Here is a 16,494-nt window from a genome sequence, read left to right as displayed (position 1 = left end):
TGTAGCGTTGACAACCATGGCTCCGCTGCTCGCGGCGCGGGGTGTGTCGAAGTCTTTCTTCGGCAACCCCGTCCTGCGCGACGTTTCAATCGCTCTCCATCCGGGCCGCGTGCATGCGCTGCTCGGCGAGAACGGCGCCGGAAAGTCGACCTTGATCAACCTTTTGTCCGGCGCCTTGAGACCGGATGGCGGGACGATCGAGGTCGATGGACGCGCGGTCTCACGCATGACGCCGGCTGTTGCGCGGCAGGCCGGCATCGCCGTCGTCCAGCAGGAACTCAGCCTGACGGCCAGTCTTTCCATCGCCGAAAATATTGGTCTCGGCGCCTATCCCAAACGGTTCGGCCTGATTGACTACCGCGAACTCGCTGCGCGGGCGAGGACCGCATGCGAACTTGTCGGGCTGCACGAGCCGCTGTCGACGCCGGTCGGGCATCTGTCGCTCGGCCGCCGCCAAATGGTGGAGATCGCCAAGGCGCTCTACCGCCGGCCGCGCGTGCTCATTCTCGACGAACCGACATCGTCGCTATCGGCAACCGAAACCAAAATTCTCACCGATCTGCTGCAGCGGTTGCGCGGCGAAGGCATCGCCATTCTCTACATCTCGCACCGACTGAACGAAGTCATGGCGCTGTGCCAGCACGTCACCGTTCTGAAGGACGGCACCTGCACGGCCGACCGCACCCTGGAAGGCACCGACGCCGCCGGGTTGGTTCGGCTGATGGTCGGCCGCGATCCCGGTGATCTTTTTCCGCAATGGCAGCCTTCCAGTTTGCCTGCCGACGCTATCTCTGTCCGAAATCTTTCGGCCGGCCTGATGCGCGACGTCGATCTTGATATCAAAACGGGCGAAGTGCTTGGCATTGGCGGCCTGGTCGGGCAAGGGCAGGAAGATCTGCTGCTCGGTCTCTACGGCGCCATTCCGGCACGGACGGCGTCGGCGACCGTCAACGGCGCCTCCGGCCTGCCCGGCGGCGTGCCTAAAGCCAACGCGCTGGGGCTGGCCTATGTGCCCGCGGATCGCAAGCGCGAGGGCCTGCACCTGGTCCATCCCATCATCACCAACATGATGCTGCCCGCCTTTGCCAGGCTGCCGGCGCTGAAGCTGCGCAGCCGCCGCGCAGAGGGCGAGACGGCCAAAAGCCTTGCCGCCCAACTCGGCATCAAGGGTCACCTCGGCCGGGCGGCGCAGGCTCTATCGGGCGGCAACCAGCAGAAGGTGGCGCTGGCGAAATGGATGCCGCACGACCCGCTGGTGCTTCTGCTCAACGATCCGACGCGCGGCGTCGACGTCGAAACAAAACGTGAGATCTACATGATGCTTCGCAATTTCGCCGCCGCCGGCAAGGCGGTCGTGCTGCTCAGTTCCGACACGCCCGAACTCGTGCACCTTTGCGACCGTGTAGCCATCGTCCGCGAAGGCCGCATCGTCGCCATGCTGGCGCGTGGAGCGCTGAGCGAGGAAGCCATCGTCTCCGCGGCGATGGGCGCCGAACAGCGGAAGGTTGCGGCATGAACACATCTTCCTCCGCCCGGCAGACCGATGCGCTCTACTGGCCGGTGCAGATGCGTCGCAATGTCGGCATGCGCAGCCTGTTTGCCGTCGTCCTGGTGTTTCTCATCGCCTATGGCGTCCTCTTTCCGGGCCTGTTCACGGCGTCCGGCTTCGCCAAATTCACCCAGAGCTGGTTTCCATTGGCGCTGGTCGCCATGGCGCAGGCGATCCTGATGCTCACCGGCGGCATCAGCCTAGCCATCGGCGCGACGGTCAGCTTGGGCGCGGTCATCGCCGCGACGACGATGGCCGGGCCGCTGGGCGTCGCCGGGGGCACTGCCGCAGTGGCGCTGACGGGCCTCGGCATCGGGGCGGCGACCGGCTTCATCGTGGTACGGCTTCGGCTGCCGGCCATCGTGGTGACGCTTGCCGGGTCGTTCATCACCGGCGGCGCCGCACTGCTGATCCTGCCGCGGCCCGGCGGCGCAATCCCGGCGTGGCTGTCCGACCTGCTTGCCGGCAACACACCGGCGGCATTCGTGCTGCTGGTGGTCATCATTCTCCTGTGGAAGCTCTATCTCGCCACGCCGCTTGGCTTGAGCCTCTATGCCGCCGGCGAGAATCCGGTCGGCGCCTATCGCTCCGGCGTGCCGGTCGACGGCGCGCGCATTGCGGCCTATGCGATCAGCGGTCTGCTCTCCACTGGCGCCGGCTTGTTCGTCGCCGCACAGACCGGTTCGGGCGACCCGGTCATCGGCGCCGCCTTTACCCTGAACTCGATTGCCGCTGCGGTGCTCGGCGGCATCGGCTTCCTCGGCGGCCAGGGCACGATGCGCGGCGCGCTTGCCGGCAGCCTGCTGCTCAGCCTGATGATCAGCGTCATGTTCTTCCTCGGCTTCACGCCGGTCGCACAATATGTGGCCCAGGGCCTGATCATCATCGGCGCGGTCGCCATCCCGCAATTCCGCAAGGCACAGCAATGACAGCATGGAATGACAGCGCGGGCGGCAAACGCGCCCTGACGGTCCTGCGCAGCCGGCCGTTTCTCACCGTTGCCATCGTTGCCGCGGTCTGGATCGTGGCGAGCTTCGTTTCGCGCGGCTTCGGCGCTTATGGCCATCTGCGCTATCTGGTGGAGCTCGGCGCCGTCATCGGCCTGGTTGCCGCGGGCCAGACTTTTGTGGTGATCGCCGGCGGCATCGACCTTTCCGTCGCGGCCATCGTCACGGTCAGCGCCGTCAGCCTGCCGCTGCTGTCTTGGCAGGTGGATCCGACCGGCATCACCGCCATTCTTGCCGTTCTGGTGCTGACCACGGCAATCGGCCTGGTCAACGGGCTCGGCGTCGCTTTGCTGCGCGTCCACCCGATGATCATGACATTGGCCATGGCGACATTCTTGCAGGGTCTGTTGATCATCATCGCCGGCGGCAGCGCCGTGACCGCCGAGAACCCGCTGGTCCACTGGCTCGGCAATGGCCGGCCGGCCGGCATTCCCGCTGGCGTATTGTTGTGGGTGGTCGTCTCGGTGATCGTGCTGACCACGATGCATGCGACATCGCTCGGCGCCCGGATTTTCGCCATGGGCGCCAACCCACTTGCCGCGGCATTGTCCGGTGTTCCGGTCACGTCCACGACGCTTGCGGTCTACGGCATCAGCGGCTTCTGCTCGGGACTTGCCGGCGTGCTCGTGTTGGGCATGAACGGACAGGGCTATGTCGGCATCGGCGATCCCTATCTGCTCGCCTCGATTGCCGCCGTGGTCCTCGGTGGCACCTCGATCCTCGGCGGGCTCGGCACCTATGCCGGCACCATCCCCGGCGCCATCCTGCTGGTCACCATCACCGCGCTGATTACCGTCGTCAACGCATCGCCCGGCTGGCGCAGCATCCTGTTCGGCTCGCTGATCCTCGGCCTGCTGCTGCTCTCAGGCCGGGAGCAGGCGCGCCGATGACACATCGTCGAGCCGATAGATGCGCTTTGCGTTGCCGAAGAACAGCGCCGTCTGCTCGTCGGCGGAAAAGTCCGCTGTGATGGTTTTGAAGCCGTCATATATGTCATCGAACGAGGCATGCAGGCCGGCGACCGGAAAGTCGCTGCCGAACATAGCGCGACCGGTGCCGAAACAATCGATGCAATGCAGGACGACGGGCTCCAGACTGTCGAGCGTCCAGTCATGATCGTAGGCGACCAGATCCGATATTTTGATGGCGACGTTGTCGCATTGCGACAGAAGCCGCAGCCCGTCGCGCCACACCTGCATGCCATCGGCGTCGCGGTCGATCGGGCTACCGCAATGGTTGAGCACGAATTGCTGGTTGGGGAGGGCCCTGGCAAGCCGCCCCGCGTCGGCGAGCTGGCGCGGAAACACCATCAGGTCGAAGGCCAGCCGATGCTGGCCAAGCAAGGCAAGCCCGGCGCGCCAGGCCGGATCGTCCATGATGCTGTCACGGGCCGCAAAACGGCGGGCAGGGTCGGGATCCCAGCTCAATATGTCGCGCACGCCGGCGACACGCTCGAACGCGGCTTGCGCTTCGATCAGCGCAGGCGCCTGGCGATCGGCGAGCGGCACGTGAACGACATAGCGGGCGGCGACGCCGCGCGATTTGTCGAGTGCTTCAAGCCAGCGCGTTTCTCCGATGCAGTCGCCACTCGCCCAGCCGGCTTCGACATGGACGGTGGCGACGACATTATGCCCTATGGCATCGCGCGCATAATCCCCGGGCAGATAGTTCCGCCGCAAGGGGCCAAGCTCGCCCAGGCCGCCGCGCTCGCCGGCCGTGGCGGCGAGCCAGGGATGCCGTCCCAGGCTGAGATCCCAAAGATGATGATGGGCGTCGATGATCGGTCCGGCGTAAGGTTCTGGCACGTATCTCTCTCAGGCTGTGACCGGCGATCGATTCTGGCTTCGTTCTGCGACGGTGAAAGGGTTAGCATCGGATGACTGAAAACTCACCGGTTCCAGCCCTTTCGGTGCACGAAAATTTTCAGCTCGACGACCGCATCCGCGGCGTGCCTCCCGGCACAACCGGGCTTGACAGCAGCCTTGTCGCGGCCGAGCACTGGCATCCGGCCGATGGACGCATGGCGCTTCCGGTGCTGACCCTCGACGAGGCGGCCTTCTCCGCCAATCGCGACCTGTTCCTGCGCTATGCGCGCGAACACAATGTTGCGATCGCTCCGCATGCCAAGACGCCGATGGCGCCCGACCTTGCCCGGTCGCTGGTCGAGGCCGGCGCATGGGGCACGACGGTCGCCGACATCAGGCAAGCGACAGTGATGCTGAAGGCCGGCTTGACACGGCTGATCATCGCCAATGAGGTTGGCGGAGCCGGCGGCGCCAACCGGCTGGCCGTGCTTGCTGGTGCCTGGCCGGATGCCGAGCTCTATGTCTTTGCCGACTCGGTCGACGCCGTGAACGCGCTTTCCGAGGCTTGGCGCGCCAATGCGGCACTGCCGCCTTTGCATGTGCTGGTCGAACTTGGTGCGGGCAGGGCGGGCGCCCGCACCACCGCGCAAGCCGAGGCCATCGCCGATGCGATCACGGCTGCCGGCGGGCGGCTGCTGATAGCCGGCGTTGCGACCTATGAAGGGGCGGCGGCGCAACCCGAGCCCGGTCGCACCGATGAGGTGATATCCGGCCTGCTGGCGATGACCGCCGACATGTTCCTGCGGCTGCGTGCCCGCGTCGGCGGCGACGCACCCCTGATCGTCACGGCCGGCGGCTCCGCCTTCTTCGACCAGGCGGTCGCGGCGCTTGCACCCCTCGTTTCCAGCGACGGCAACGCAACGCTGGTGCTGCGCAGCGGCGCCATCTTCTTCCACGACCACGGCACCTATGACCGTTCGCTCGGCGCCCTCGATGCCCGCAAAGGTTTTGCCATAGGCGGCATCAGCGCTTCGGCGCGGCATTCCTTTCGCCCTGCGCTACGCCTTTGGGCCGAAGTGCTGTCGCGTCCGGAGCCGGGCCTTGTCATCTGCGGCATGGGCATGCGCGACGTGTCGTTCGACCAGGGCTTTCCAACGCCGCTCACCGTCTTTCGTGCCTGCAAGCCGCTGCCGATGCCGGCGGCGCGCGCCGAGGTGGTCAAGCTCAACGACCAGCATTCCTTCCTGTCGATTGCACCGAGCGACGACGTGGCCGTCGGCGACGTCGTCGAATTCGGCATCTCGCATCCCTGCACCTGCCTCGACCGTTATCGCGTGATCTTCGGCGTCGACGCGACCGGCCACGTCCGCCACGCTTTCCCCACCTGGTTCGGCTGACCAGATCCCCCAAAAAGAGAACCTCGAAAGGATCCGATATGATCAAGTATTTTCAGTCCGGCTCGCGCATGTCGCAGGCAGTCGTCTATGGCGGCCTCGTTCACATAGCCGGCCAAGTGGCCAACGATCGCAAGGCCGGCATCGAAGGCCAGACCAGCGACGTGCTTGCCAAAGTCGAGGCGCTGCTGGTCGAGGTCGGCAGCAGCAAGTCGAAGTTGGTGGCGGTCAACATCTTCCTGCCGCAGATCGGTGATTTCGAGGCCATGAACAGCATCTACGATGCCTGGATCGATCCTGCCCGCCTGCCGGCGCGGGCCTGCGTCGAGGCGCGGCTTGCCGACCCTGATCTCCGCATCGAAATCACCGCGGTCGCGGCGGTCTGACCATGCACACCGGCCTCGCCCACACGCTCGATTTCGACCGCGACGGCAAGACGCTCAGCCATCTAAGCATTCCGTTCTCGATCGATCGCTCGCCCTACTTTCAGGTCAAGGTGCCGATCTGCCTTATCCGCAATGGCGACGGCCCGTCACTGCTTTTGATGGCCGGCAATCACGGCGACGAATATGAGGGCGAGCTGTCGCTGGCAAAACTGGCGCGCCGGCTCGATCCGAAGCGGATCAAGGGCCGCATCACCATCATGCCGATGGCCAACGCCCCTGCGGTGATGGCCGCCAAGCGCTGCTCGCCGCTCGACGGCGGCAATCTCAACCGGGCGTTTCCCGGCGATCCCTCGGGAACGCCGACAAGCCGGCTCGCCAATTTCCTTGAGACGGAGCTGTTTCCTCGTCACGACGTCGTCTTCGATATCCATTCGGGCGGCACGTCGATGGAGCATCTGCCGACCGCGCTGGTCGAACGCAACGCCGATCCCGAGCGCCACCGGCGTGGCGTCGAGCTGATGCGCACGCTCGGCATGCCCTACGGCTTTATCGCTGACAACGGCCAGGCCTCGCCAACCTCGATGGGCGCAGCGCGCCGCGCCGGCGCCGTCGGCGTCAGCGGTGAGTTCGGCGGCGGTGGCACCGCAACGGTCGATTCGATGGCGATCACGGCCCGCGCGCTCGACCGTCTGATGATAGCAATGGGTGTGGTCGACGCGCCGGTTCTTGGCGCGGGCGAAAAGCCTTCGGCGCCGACAAGGCTGCTGTCCCTGTCCAGGCACAGCCAGGGCCTCTATGCCACCCGCCGCGGCTGGTTCGAGCCCGCCGCTAGGCTCGGCGACAGTGTCACTTCAGGACAATTGGCCGGCTGGTACCACGATCTCGAGCGGCTCGATGTTGCCGAGGAGGCCCTGCATTTCGCCGAAAGCGGCTTGGTGCTGTCGCGCCGGCTGCACACGATGTGTGAGGCGGGCGACTGCCTAATGCAGGTCGCAGAGCCGGTCGACGGCTGAGCCAAAGGCAGAGGATATTCCATGCAGCAACTGTCCATGTGGACCTATCCCTGGGACATCCAGGATCTCGGCCTGGAGACGGTCGAACGTGATCTTGTCGAGCGCGCCGGGCTCAACATGATCAGCCTGGCGACATCCTATCATGCCGGGCGCTTCCTGCAGCCGCGCAGCCCGCGCCGCAAGGCCTATTTCCCTGAGGACGGCACCATCTATTTCAAGCCGACCGCTGCGCGCTGGGGAAGTCTAGCCATCCAGTCCAAGGTGGCTGACGTGATCACTGAGGGCGGCGACGTGCTCGGTCAGCTCATCCGCCGTCGCGACGCGGGCGGACTAGGAGTTTCGTGCTGGACGGTCTGCCTGCACAACACCCGCCTGGGCATGCTGCATCCGCAGGCCGTCACCCGCAACGCCTTCGGCGATGCCAATTACTACAATCTCTGCCCCTCCCATCCCGATGCGCGCGCCTATGTCCGCGCGCTGATCGCCGACATCTCGCACAGCTACCGGCCGGACCGGATAGAACTTGAAAGCCCGTCCTTCATGGGCTTTGCCCATGAATACCATCACGAGAAGGACGGTGTCGGGCTGACGCCGGAAGACGATTTTCTTTTGTCTCTGTGCTTCTGTCCGTCCTGCGTCGCCCGTGCGGCAAAAGCCGGCATCGATGCCGAGGCGGCGCGCAAGCTCACCAGGCAATGGATCGTCGAGACCTGCGAGCGTGCGATGCCTGAGCGGCGCTTTCCCGATTTTCCCGCCTGCGGCATCGACGCCTTTGCCCCCTGGCCGGAGCTCCATGCCTATCTCTTGTGGCGATTCGAGCCAGTGACCAGCCTGGTCGCCGAACTGCGCGAGGTAGCCGATCCCACGACGCGGGTCGTTATTATCGATCTGAAAGACGGCTGGCTTGGCGGTTGCGATCTGGCAGCGCTGGGCAAGGTCTGCGACGGGGCGATCCTGTGCGCCTACGACATGCAGGCCGGCGATGTCGCCAGCCTGATGGCGGCCGGCCGTGCGGCACTGGGCGCGGACAAATTCCTCGGCGCCGGCTACCGGCTGTTCTATCCGGAAATGGCCCGCCCCGACATTCTTGCGGCCAAGGTGAAGCCAGCGCTGGCGCCCGGTGTCGACGGCATCAATTTCTACAATTACGGCCTCATTCCAGCCGCGCGGCTCGACTGGATCCGCGCTGTTCGGCAGCCTTGAGCCAGCCGGCCAATGCTCGCCGGCCACGAGGCGTTGAGGCCGGATTCGGGCGCGAGCGCTGCGGGGTGAATCAAATCAGCGAAACCTGAAGCCATCCATGGTGTAATCCGGGTATGCGTCCATCGTGTCGAACAGGTCGAACAGGTCAGGTGTGTCCGCCAATATTCCTGACAGAACCAGCACCGTGGCCACGCCGGCAGCAAGTCCGCCAGCGATGTCGTGTTCGACACTGTCGCCGACGCAGACCACAGTGCCGCGGTCTGGATTGCCTGCCAGCGCTAGTGCGGCGCCGAATATGGCGGGGTAAGGCTTGCCGATACGCGTGACGCTACCACCGAGGTCCTCGTAGAGATCCGCCAGCCGGCCGGCACCGAAGCGCGGCCCCACTGCCGTCAGCATGATCTTGTCAGGGTTGGTGCAGAAGCATGGCACCTGCCGCACCGCAGCCGGCGCAAGAAGTCGGCGATAGTGCTCAAGATCGTAGCGGTCGCCCTCGCTGGCCGAAATCAGCACCAGCCCGGCATCGTCACCGTCCTTGGTCAATGCGAACGGCAGACCTTCGATCGCCGAGCGGTCATCGTCGCGGCTTATCAACAGGCATTTCGTGTTTGGAAGTAGCCTTCCGGATATCCCCATGTCGTGGAAGAACTCCCACGCGACCTCGCCGGAAGAAACAAAATGGTCCCAGCTTCCCGGTACGAAGCCGAGCTTTAGCAGCCGGCTCTCGTTGGGCCCCGCCCGCTTGCCGGAGTTCGAGATCAGCACAATGGTCTTGCCGGCGCGCTTCAGCGCCGACAGTGCTTCCACCGCCCCTGGATAGGGGCTGGTGCCGTCATGCAGCACGCCGAACTGATCGAGCAGGAAAACATCATAGCGCTCGGCCAGCTGGTTGACGCCGTTGAGGTGTTCGACTGTTTTCGCGCTCATAGAAGCCCCGCCGCGCTTGCGCCCGTCAGCGCCAGCCGCGCTGTGCCGGCGGCGGCTTCGTCCGAAAGTGCCGGCAGGAAATCAACACCAAGTCTGCGCTGCCGGATCGCCGTCCAGGCGGCATTCGCCGCACCGCCGCCGACGCTTCTGACCGACGTCAGCTGCGGCGCGCCGAGCTCGGCGAGCCTGTCATAACCGAGCGCCTCGATCGCGGCGATACCCTCCAACATGGCTTTCAGATAGTCGGCGTCCTCGACCGGTCGCGGCACAAGACGCGGCGGCAGTGCCGGATCGGCGATCGGAAAGCGTTCACCTGCAGTGGCAAGAGGATAGTAGTCGAGGCCGGTCTCGGTCATCGGGTCGATCGCCATGCTCAGCTCGACGATGCGCGCCAGAGGGAAATGCTGTGTCAGCACCTTGCCGCCGGAGTTCGATGCGCCGCCCGCCAGCCAGACATCTCCAAGCCGATGGCTGTAGATGCCGAAGCGTGGCGCCGAGATAGGCCGGTCGGACAGGATCTTGACGGTCAACGACGACCCCAGCACGGTGACGCCGTCGCCTATTGCCGCGGCACCTGTCGCCAGGAACGAGGCGCAGCCATCGGTCGTTCCGGCGACGACGGCGATTTCGCGCGGTAAGCCGAACATATCCGCGGCATCTGCGGTTAGCTTGCCGACGACATCGCCCGGCCTGACGACGCCGGGCAGCAACTCCATGCGCATTTCGGTGGCCGCAATCCAGTCCGGCCAGCAGCGGGCCGTGATGTCGTAACCGGTTTTCAAGGCATTGTTCTCGTCGCTGACATCGAAGCGACCGGAGAATTGTCCCGCGATCCAGTCCGCCTGATGCAGCACCGCGGCAACACCGGGCGTGCGCTGGAACCAGAGCGCCTTGGCGAGACCGGACGTCGCCCCAAGTGCGGCACTGGTCGCTGGGGCTTCGCGAGCGATCGCGACCAGAATGGCGTTGTCGGCGACCGTATCGTTGTACATCAGCGGCTCGGCCAGCGGCCGCCCGGCGCCGTCGACCGGCAGCAACGTACCTGAAGTGCCGTCAACAGCGATCGACCGGACCGCTGTTCGGTCGATGCCCGAAAGCAGTTCCGCCAGCGCTGCGCCGACCGCTGACCACCACACTGCAGGGTCGCGGGCATTCCGGCCAAACAACTCGAGCGAAACGGCGGAACGCGCGGCAATGGAAAAATCCGGACGCATGGCGACCGCACGCGCGCCGGACGTGCCGATGTCGATGCCTATGGCAAGAGGCGTGTCAGCGGCTGGCGGCATTGAGTTTCTGGCGATACTTCTCGGCGTCCCAGTTGACCAGTTCATCGTTCTCGGCGGCGGTGAGGTAGTTCAGCCGCGCTGCAATGTCGATGCGTGCCGTCACGTCGGCAAGGCAGCGTTGCATGGCGTCGGCGCCGGCACTGGCGTCGCCGCGCATCAGCACGCCCAGCCCGGGAAACAGGATCGCCACGGGCTTTGCACCGCACCGCTCGATCACGCGCGGCACATCCTCACCGGGCTTTGCCACCACCGACCCCCGACCCAGAAAGATGACGTGATCGGGGTAGAGGCTGCCCCCCGACGCCATGCGGCGGCTTTCGGGATCGATGGCTACCGCGTGCGCCTCGATTTCCGCCGGCAGCCTGTAACCGGTTTTCCCGGCCAGCGCCGCCAATCCCGCAACATCCGGTTCCGCCACTTGGCGCGCCGGCCGCGCCAGAAGCAGCGTGACGCGGCGCAGCAGCACTTCGGCCTCGGCGACGGTATCGGCCGCGACGACCAGCCCGTGATTGGCAAGGATCAGCACGTCGACCCCAGCCTGAAGCCGCTCGGCAATACCCTGGGCAAGCGGCAGGCCTGGCCGGAAATAAGGAACATACGCCCATTTGAGACCATCAAGGCGTCTGGCGGCTTCCACCTCGCAATTGGCCTGTACCGCCAGCGAAATGGTTTCGACGCAATGGACATGCAGGACGACGCGCTGCGGCATCAGCGCGTGAACGGTGGTTTCAATCGAAGGGCGCAGGCGCCGGGCGTTGAGCGTCTCGATGGCGAAGATCTGCGGCTGGTCGGCGGCGCTGTCGCGCTGTTCGACAGCCCTGAGCAGCGGCGCCATCGCCACCGGCACCATGATATCTTCGGAGAGCGCATCCTTCAGCCATGTGCCGGAAGCCTTGATCCACAGCGTGTCGCCGGCTTTCAGCGAGGTGTTGCCGCCGGCGGCCTGGGTCAGGTTTGGATTGCACCCGATGCTGGCCGAAAGCGCCCGCAAGGCAGTCATTTCCTGCGCATCCGCATAGGTCGCCATGGCGCATTTCCTCTATCAGCTCCGCCAGCCTCGCAGCTTCGGATACCCGTCGTGGGATGTTGATGTGTATCGCAGATGCGAGCGACTTACGTCAATGGTGATCTAATTTCATCAAAGGTTCTTGCAATCGGAAAGATGTTGAGTAAGTTACGTCAAATGCCGCGGCAAAAACGGCTCCTGGGAGGAAAAACGATTGAGCGACTCCGGCCGCCAGCGTCAGATCGTCGAGTTGCTGCGGGATCGCCCCTTCGCGTCGGTGCGCGAACTGCAGGAGCAGCTCGGCGTGTCGGCGGCGACGGTGCGGCGCGACATCGACAAGATCGACGAGGCCGGTGAAGCACGGAAGGTCTATGGCGGCATCTCGGCGCTCGACGGCGCTTCACAGGCGGGTGTTGCCTATGCCAGGCCCTATGACGAGAACCGCGACCTCGCGGTCGAGGCCAAGCGGCAGATCGCCGCTCTCGCGGCCACGATGGTGCGCGACGGCGATGCGGTCATCGTGCATGGCGGTTCGACCTGCTTCCACCTTGGGGTCAAGCTGGCTGAGCGCAGCATCCGTCTCTATACCAATTCGATGCCGCTCGCTGCCTATCTGAGCGACCACGGCCATTGCAGCCTGACCGTTGCCGGCGGCGATCTGCATCGTGAGCCGGGCATCATCCATTCACCGACCCAGGCGGAGCCGTTCTACGCATCGAAGTTCTTTCTCGGCGCGCAAGGCCTTGGCCAGGAGGGCGTGCTGGAATCGCACCCGCTGCTGGTCCGCTCCATCGCCGATCTCAGCCTGTGTGCCGACCAGATCGTGGTGCTGGCCGACAGCCGCAAACTGTCGATCCACGCCCGTAACATCGCGCTGCCCTTGTCGCGCATCGGCACGCTGGTGACCGATGACGGCCTGTCCGACGTTGACGCGCGCATGCTGGAAGACGCGGGCGTCATGGTGCGCATCGCTTCGGCTTCGGGAGCCATCCAGTGAAGATGGCCGTCCTCGATTTCGGCAAGACCAATTCGAAGCTGTTCGTCTTCGCTCAGGACGGGCGCATCGTCGACGAGCGCCGGACCCGGCCGAACTGGATGCGCAAAGATGGCTTCAGCGTGCTTGATGAAGCAGCACTTCACAATTGGGCGGTTCGCGCCGTAAGCGAGGCCACCGACGTCCATGGCGTAGAGGGCGTGATGGTGTCGGGCCATGGCTGCACCTTTGCCCTGGTCGACGAGGCGGCGCTGACGCATCCGATACTCGACTACGAGCAAGAGCCGCCGGCTGATATTGCCGCGCAAATAGATCGCCTCGTTCCGGATTTCACCGAGACCTTCTCGCCGCGATTGCCGCTCGGCTTCAACTACGGTCGCCACATGCTGTGGCTACAGGCGGTGCAACCCGGTGCATTCACGGCCGCGAAATCGATCCTCGGCTATCCACAATACTGGAGCTGGCGGTTTGGCGGCCGGGCGGTCTCGGAAGTGTCCTATCTCGGCTGCCACTCGCATTTATGGGCGCCGCGCAAGCGCGACTTCAGTTCGCTGGTCGATATTGAGGGCTGGCGCGACCGGATGCCCGCTTTCGAGCGGGCGGGCTCGGTTGTCGGCGAGCAACGCCTCGGCGACACGAAGCGGCGGATCGCCATCCACAATGGTGTCCATGACAGCAATGCCGCGCTCCATGCCTATCGCCGGCAGGAGCTTGGCCCGGTCACCGTCGTCTCGACCGGCACCTGGGTCGTCGTGCTTAATCCGGATTGCCTGCTCGACGCGCTCGATGGCCAGCGCGACATGCTGGTCAATGTCGATATCGACGGCGGCCCTGTGCCGACCATCCGCTTCATGGGCGGGCGCGAATTCGCCACGATCAGCGACGGCTGGCAAGGCGCGATCGCGCCGGCGGCAGTGCAGCGGGTGATCAACGCCGGCAGCATGGCGCTGCCGAGCTTCGCGCCGGGCGGACCAATGCCCGGCCGCGCCGGCAAATTGGTCGGCCGCATGCCAAGCGCCGAGGAACGCGCAGCCGTGGCGCTGCTCTACGTCGCGCTGATGGTCGACCTCTGCCTCGACCAGATCCATTCGGACAACACCGTGATCGTCGATGGCGGACTGAACGCTGGCGGCCTGCTCGCCGGGCTAGTGGCGCAACTGCGTCCCAGCCAGGCCTTCCTGCAAGGGGCCACACTGGAGGGCAGCGCCACCGGGGCGGCGGCGCTGGCCTTCGAGACCGTCGGCCGCGAATTTGCCGCGGAAGTGCCGGAGCCCGTGCGTGCCGCAAGCTTCACCGGACTTGCCCGATATCGCGACACATGGCGTGGCCTCATCGGCGAGCAGGGCATCCCCCGCGCGGCAGCGGGAGGCGCACGGTGATTGTCGCTGCTCAGGCCGAAGTCACGCGCCAGCCAGTGCTGGAAATGCGGCACATCTCGAAGACGTTCGGGCCAGTCCGCGCCTTGCAGGACGTGTCGCTGACCGTCCATGCCGGCGAAGTCCATGCGCTGATGGGTGAAAACGGTGCTGGCAAGTCGACTTTGATGAAGGTGCTGTCCGGCGCCTATCGGCCTGATGCCGGCGGCGAGATACTGATCGACGGCGTGCCGGTCGCCACCGGCGACCCGATCAAGGCGCGGGCTCACGGCATTGCGGTTATCTATCAGGAACTGTCGCTGGCGCCCAACCTGACGGTCGCGCAGAACATCTTCCTCGGCAATGAGCCGAGGCGTTTCGGCATCGTCGACCGCGATCAATGCTACCAGCGCAGCAATGAGATCATCAAGCGTCTCGGCGTGTCCTTCTCCGCACGGGCCCAGGTTTCCAGCCTGTCGCTCGGCGAGCGTCAGCTGGTCGAAATCGCCCGCGCGCTTTCGACCAGCGCGCGCATCATTGTCATGGACGAGCCAACCACCTCGCTGACCTCGCGCGAGACCGACCGTCTGTTCGAGGTCATCGCGACGCTGAAGTCGCAAGGCATCGCCATCATCTACATCAGCCACCGCATGGAAGAGGTCTACCAGTTGGCCGACCGCGTCAGCGTGCTGCGCGACAGCGGCTATGTCGGCACACTCGAGCGCGCCGAGCTGAACGCCTCGCGCCTCGTCTCGATGATGGTTGGCCGCGACCTGTCGGCTTTTTACAGGAAGGATCATCGCCCGCCGGACAGCAAGCGCGCGGTCGCCTTGTCGGTGCGCGGCATGGCAGACGGCAATCTCCTGAAGAACTGCTCCTTCGAACTGTACAAGGGCGAGGTGCTGGCTCTGGCTGGCCTTGTCGGCTCGGGCCGCACCGAACTCGCGCGACTGATCTTCGGTGCCGACAGACGCATCGCCGGAACGCTGGAACTCGACGGCAAGCCAGTAACCATCGGCTCGCCAAGCGAGGCACTGAATGCCGGCATCGCCTATCTCACCGAAGACCGCAAGGAACTCGGCCTGTTTCTCGACATGTCGATATCCGACAACATCAGCATGGGCGTGCTGGCTAGGGATGCGCGGCCCGGCGGCTTGCGCGATTTCAAAGCCGCCGAGAGACGTGCTGCCACGGCCGTTTCGGATCTCTCCATCCGCACCAGGTCGGTACAGGCCAATGCCGGTTCGCTGTCGGGCGGCAACCAGCAGAAAGTGTTGCTTGCCCGCCTGCTCGAGACCGAGCCGCAAGTGGTCATCCTGGATGAACCGACGCGCGGCGTCGATGTCGGAGCGAAGTCGGAAATCTACCGGCTGATCGACAATCTCGCCAAAAAGGGCATCGCCATCCTGATGATCTCCAGCGAACTGCCGGAGGTGATCGGCGTCGCCGACCGCGTGCTGGTAATGCGCGACGGCACGATCGCCGGCGAGGTGACGGCGTCCAAAGACCAGCCGCTGCGCCAGGAAGCAATCATGGAACTTGCAACGGGAGCGGCCAAGGGATGACCGACAAGGCGACCGAGATCAGTGGCCAGGCTGTCGGCAGGAGCCGGCGGTTGCGCACCGCCTTCGCCGCCCTTGGCATGCTGCCGATCCTGATCCTGCTGGCGGTCGGCTTTCAGTTGATGAACGCGCGCTTCTTCACCCAGACCAATTTGCTGATCGTCATGCAGCAATCGTCGATCAACATTGTGCTGGCAGCGGGCATGACCTTCGTCATCCTGACCGGCGGGATCGACCTGTCCGTTGGCTCGATACTTGCCGCCTCGGCGATGGTGGCGGTGATGGTGTCGCTGGTGCCTGATTGGGGACTGCTGGGCGTGCCGGCGGCCATTCTCGTCGGCCTCGGCTTCGGCGTCATCAACGGGCTGCTGATCGCCTATATCAGACTGCCGCCCTTCATCGTCACGCTGGGGTCGCTGACCGCTGTGCGCGGCGTCGCCCGCCTGCTCGGCCAGGACACCACGGTGTTCAACTCGGACCTGCCGTTCGACTTCATCGGCAACGGTTCGCTGTTCGGCATTCCGTGGCTGGTCATCATCGCCTTGTCGATCGTGGTGCTGTCCTGGCTGGTGCTCAAGCGCACCGTGCTCGGCACCTGGATCTATGCCGTTGGCGGCAATGCCGAAGCGGCGCGGCTGACCGGCATCAAGGTGCCGCTGGTGCTGCTCTTTGTCTATGGCGTTTCCGGCCTGCTGGCCGGCCTTGGCGGCGCCATGTCAGCGGCCCGGCTCTATGCGGCCAACGGGCTGCAGCTTGGGCAGTCTTACGAACTCGACGCCATTGCCGCGGTCATTCTCGGCGGCACCAGCTTCGTCGGCGGCGTCGGCTCGATCTGGGGTACGCTGATCGGTGGCCTGATCATAGCGGTGCTCTCCAACGGGCTTATCTTGGCCGGTGTCTCGGACATCTGGCAGTACATCATCAAGGGATTGGTCATCATCGTGGCAGTCGCCCTCGACCGCTACAGGCTCCAGGCAGGAGCGAGAACGTGATTGACCTTGGTCGCC

The 16,494-nt window shown here is 65.1% G+C and carries 15 protein-coding genes; 11 read left to right on the top strand and 4 right to left on the bottom strand.

The features are described 5' to 3' along the window. Nucleotides 1–16: 16 nt before the first annotated feature. Genes NLY33_RS00880 through NLY33_RS00870 form a run of 3 tightly spaced genes read left to right on the top strand, consistent with a single transcriptional unit; the run spans nt 17 to nt 3,446 of the window. Nucleotides 17–1,516: a sugar ABC transporter ATP-binding protein gene (locus NLY33_RS00880; RefSeq protein WP_023748646.1), complete on the top strand. Its 1,500-nt coding sequence runs from the start codon at nt 17–19 to the stop codon at nt 1,514–1,516. After that, nucleotides 1,513–2,478 carry an ABC transporter permease gene (locus tag NLY33_RS00875; protein ID WP_023704489.1) on the top strand — a complete coding sequence of 322 codons (966 nt, stop codon included), beginning with the start codon at nt 1,513–1,515 and terminating at the stop codon, nt 2,476–2,478. Before NLY33_RS00880 ends, NLY33_RS00875 begins: the two co-directional genes overlap by 4 nt. Next, nucleotides 2,475–3,446, top strand: a complete 972-nt coding sequence (locus NLY33_RS00870; protein WP_023748645.1) for an ABC transporter permease — start codon at nt 2,475–2,477, stop codon at nt 3,444–3,446. Before NLY33_RS00875 ends, NLY33_RS00870 begins: the two co-directional genes overlap by 4 nt. On the opposite strand, the gene NLY33_RS00865 is transcribed toward NLY33_RS00870, so the two are convergent. After that, on the bottom strand, nt 3,420–4,361 hold the full coding sequence (locus NLY33_RS00865) for an amidohydrolase family protein (RefSeq protein WP_023707958.1): 942 nt from the start codon (nt 4,359–4,361) through the stop codon (nt 3,420–3,422). The genes NLY33_RS00870 and NLY33_RS00865 overlap by 27 nt on opposite strands. 71 nt (nt 4,362–4,432) lie before the next feature. Between NLY33_RS00865 and NLY33_RS00860 the strand changes: the two genes are divergently transcribed. From NLY33_RS00860 to NLY33_RS00845, 4 genes are read left to right on the top strand one after another with little or no spacing between them, the layout of a single operon-like run. Next, complete coding sequence (locus tag NLY33_RS00860; RefSeq protein WP_031196133.1) at nt 4,433–5,758, top strand: alanine racemase; 1,326 nt, start codon at nt 4,433–4,435, stop codon at nt 5,756–5,758. 38 nt (nt 5,759–5,796) lie between these two features. Then, a complete protein-coding gene (locus tag NLY33_RS00855) occupies nt 5,797–6,141 on the top strand; it encodes a RidA family protein (protein ID WP_023686804.1) in 345 nt (114 codons plus the stop codon). Between the two features lie 2 nt (nt 6,142–6,143). After that, nucleotides 6,144–7,154, top strand: coding sequence for a succinylglutamate desuccinylase/aspartoacylase family protein (locus NLY33_RS00850; RefSeq protein ID WP_023686805.1), 1,011 nt, complete (start codon nt 6,144–6,146; stop codon nt 7,152–7,154). Nucleotides 7,155–7,175: 21 nt separating this feature from the next. Next, nucleotides 7,176–8,357, top strand: a complete 1,182-nt coding sequence (locus NLY33_RS00845) for a hypothetical protein (RefSeq protein WP_031196132.1) — start codon at nt 7,176–7,178, stop codon at nt 8,355–8,357. A 75-nt stretch (nt 8,358–8,432) separates the two neighbouring features. Here NLY33_RS00845 and NLY33_RS00840 read toward each other — a convergent pair whose 3' ends face one another. Genes NLY33_RS00840 through NLY33_RS00830 form a run of 3 tightly spaced genes read right to left on the bottom strand, consistent with a single transcriptional unit; the run spans nt 8,433 to nt 11,597 of the window. Further along, a complete protein-coding gene (locus tag NLY33_RS00840) occupies nt 8,433–9,284 on the bottom strand; it encodes a TIGR01459 family HAD-type hydrolase (RefSeq protein ID WP_023704484.1) in 852 nt (283 codons plus the stop codon). Next, nucleotides 9,281–10,570 carry an FGGY-family carbohydrate kinase gene (locus NLY33_RS00835; protein WP_031196131.1) on the bottom strand — a complete coding sequence of 430 codons (1,290 nt, stop codon included), beginning with the start codon at nt 10,568–10,570 and terminating at the stop codon, nt 9,281–9,283. Before NLY33_RS00835 ends, NLY33_RS00840 begins: the two co-directional genes overlap by 4 nt. Further along, nucleotides 10,554–11,597 carry a class II aldolase/adducin family protein gene (locus NLY33_RS00830; protein WP_023704482.1) on the bottom strand — a complete coding sequence of 348 codons (1,044 nt, stop codon included), beginning with the start codon at nt 11,595–11,597 and terminating at the stop codon, nt 10,554–10,556. Before NLY33_RS00830 ends, NLY33_RS00835 begins: the two co-directional genes overlap by 17 nt. Nucleotides 11,598–11,790: 193 nt before the next feature. Between NLY33_RS00830 and NLY33_RS00825 the strand changes: the two genes are divergently transcribed. The 4 genes from NLY33_RS00825 to NLY33_RS00810 are packed head-to-tail and all read left to right on the top strand — an operon-like array spanning nt 11,791 to nt 16,479. Further along, nucleotides 11,791–12,573, top strand: a complete 783-nt coding sequence (locus tag NLY33_RS00825) for a DeoR/GlpR family DNA-binding transcription regulator (protein ID WP_023701285.1) — start codon at nt 11,791–11,793, stop codon at nt 12,571–12,573. Next, nucleotides 12,570–13,949: an FGGY-family carbohydrate kinase gene (locus NLY33_RS00820; RefSeq protein ID WP_023704481.1), complete on the top strand. Its 1,380-nt coding sequence runs from the start codon at nt 12,570–12,572 to the stop codon at nt 13,947–13,949. Before NLY33_RS00825 ends, NLY33_RS00820 begins: the two co-directional genes overlap by 4 nt. 44 nt (nt 13,950–13,993) lie before the next feature. After that, entirely contained in the window at nt 13,994–15,490 is a 1,497-nt protein-coding gene (locus NLY33_RS00815; RefSeq protein ID WP_050587662.1) for a sugar ABC transporter ATP-binding protein, read from the top strand. Beyond that, a complete protein-coding gene (locus NLY33_RS00810) occupies nt 15,487–16,479 on the top strand; it encodes an ABC transporter permease subunit (protein WP_023704479.1) in 993 nt (330 codons plus the stop codon). The genes NLY33_RS00815 and NLY33_RS00810 overlap by 4 nt, the downstream gene beginning before the upstream one ends. The last annotated feature ends 15 nt before the right edge of the window (nt 16,480–16,494 follow it).

Source organism: Mesorhizobium sp. C432A, assembly GCF_030323145.1.
Classification (GTDB): Bacteria; Pseudomonadota; Alphaproteobacteria; order Rhizobiales; family Rhizobiaceae; genus Mesorhizobium.
The sequence above is the reverse complement of the archived record's forward strand: the minus strand, read 5'-3'. Positions and strand labels throughout refer to the sequence as shown.

Coding starts and splice junctions, on each gene's coding strand:
- NLY33_RS00880 (WP_023748646.1), top strand. CDS start 17: ATGGCTCCGCTGCTCGCGGCGCGGGGTGTGTCGAAGTCTTTCTTCGGC.
- NLY33_RS00875 (WP_023704489.1), top strand. CDS start 1,513: ATGAACACATCTTCCTCCGCCCGGCAGACCGATGCGCTCTACTGGCCG.
- NLY33_RS00870 (WP_023748645.1), top strand. CDS start 2,475: ATGACAGCATGGAATGACAGCGCGGGCGGCAAACGCGCCCTGACGGTC.
- NLY33_RS00860 (WP_031196133.1), top strand. CDS start 4,433: ATGACTGAAAACTCACCGGTTCCAGCCCTTTCGGTGCACGAAAATTTT.
- NLY33_RS00855 (WP_023686804.1), top strand. CDS start 5,797: ATGATCAAGTATTTTCAGTCCGGCTCGCGCATGTCGCAGGCAGTCGTC.
- NLY33_RS00850 (WP_023686805.1), top strand. CDS start 6,144: ATGCACACCGGCCTCGCCCACACGCTCGATTTCGACCGCGACGGCAAG.
- NLY33_RS00845 (WP_031196132.1), top strand. CDS start 7,176: ATGCAGCAACTGTCCATGTGGACCTATCCCTGGGACATCCAGGATCTC.
- NLY33_RS00840 (WP_023704484.1), bottom strand. CDS start 9,284: ATGAGCGCGAAAACAGTCGAACACCTCAACGGCGTCAACCAGCTGGCC.
- NLY33_RS00835 (WP_031196131.1), bottom strand. CDS start 10,570: ATGCCGCCAGCCGCTGACACGCCTCTTGCCATAGGCATCGACATCGGC.
- NLY33_RS00830 (WP_023704482.1), bottom strand. CDS start 11,597: ATGGCGACCTATGCGGATGCGCAGGAAATGACTGCCTTGCGGGCGCTT.
- NLY33_RS00815 (WP_050587662.1), top strand. CDS start 13,994: ATGCGGCACATCTCGAAGACGTTCGGGCCAGTCCGCGCCTTGCAGGAC.
- NLY33_RS00810 (WP_023704479.1), top strand. CDS start 15,487: ATGACCGACAAGGCGACCGAGATCAGTGGCCAGGCTGTCGGCAGGAGC.